Source organism: Peribacillus sp. SIMBA_075 (assembly GCF_046534585.1).
On record NZ_JAWRYN010000319.1, the window covers coordinates 1 to 316 of the forward strand.

Below are 316 nucleotides of genomic sequence, written 5' to 3' on the forward strand. Positions count from 1 at the left end.
TCTGATGATACGCACGTCATTGCATTAGCAATAGAAGGAAAGCAAAAATCATCAGAAGAATTTGCGGTAAACTTAGATCGCCTTGCTACATATGGAAAGAGCAAGATCACATTTGTAATTGGTGGATCACTGGGGCTTAGTTCTGAAGTAATGAAGCGTTCAAACGAATCTCTTTCTTTTTCGAAGATGACATTACCACATCAATTAATGCGATTAGTATTGCTTGAGCAGGTGTATAGAGCGTTTCGGATTAATCGTGGTGAACCGTACCATAAGTAAATGAGGTTTTTTATTTATTAATCTGACTGGTAGGTAC

1 protein-coding gene is annotated in these 316 nt (G+C 37.7%); it reads left to right on the forward strand.

Annotated elements, in window-relative coordinates:
- A partial coding sequence (locus SB775_RS28400; RefSeq protein ID WP_410864516.1) for a 23S rRNA (pseudouridine(1915)-N(3))-methyltransferase RlmH occupies positions 1-279 on the forward strand: 279 nt, incomplete at its 5' end.
- Positions 280-316: the final 37 nt, after the last annotated feature.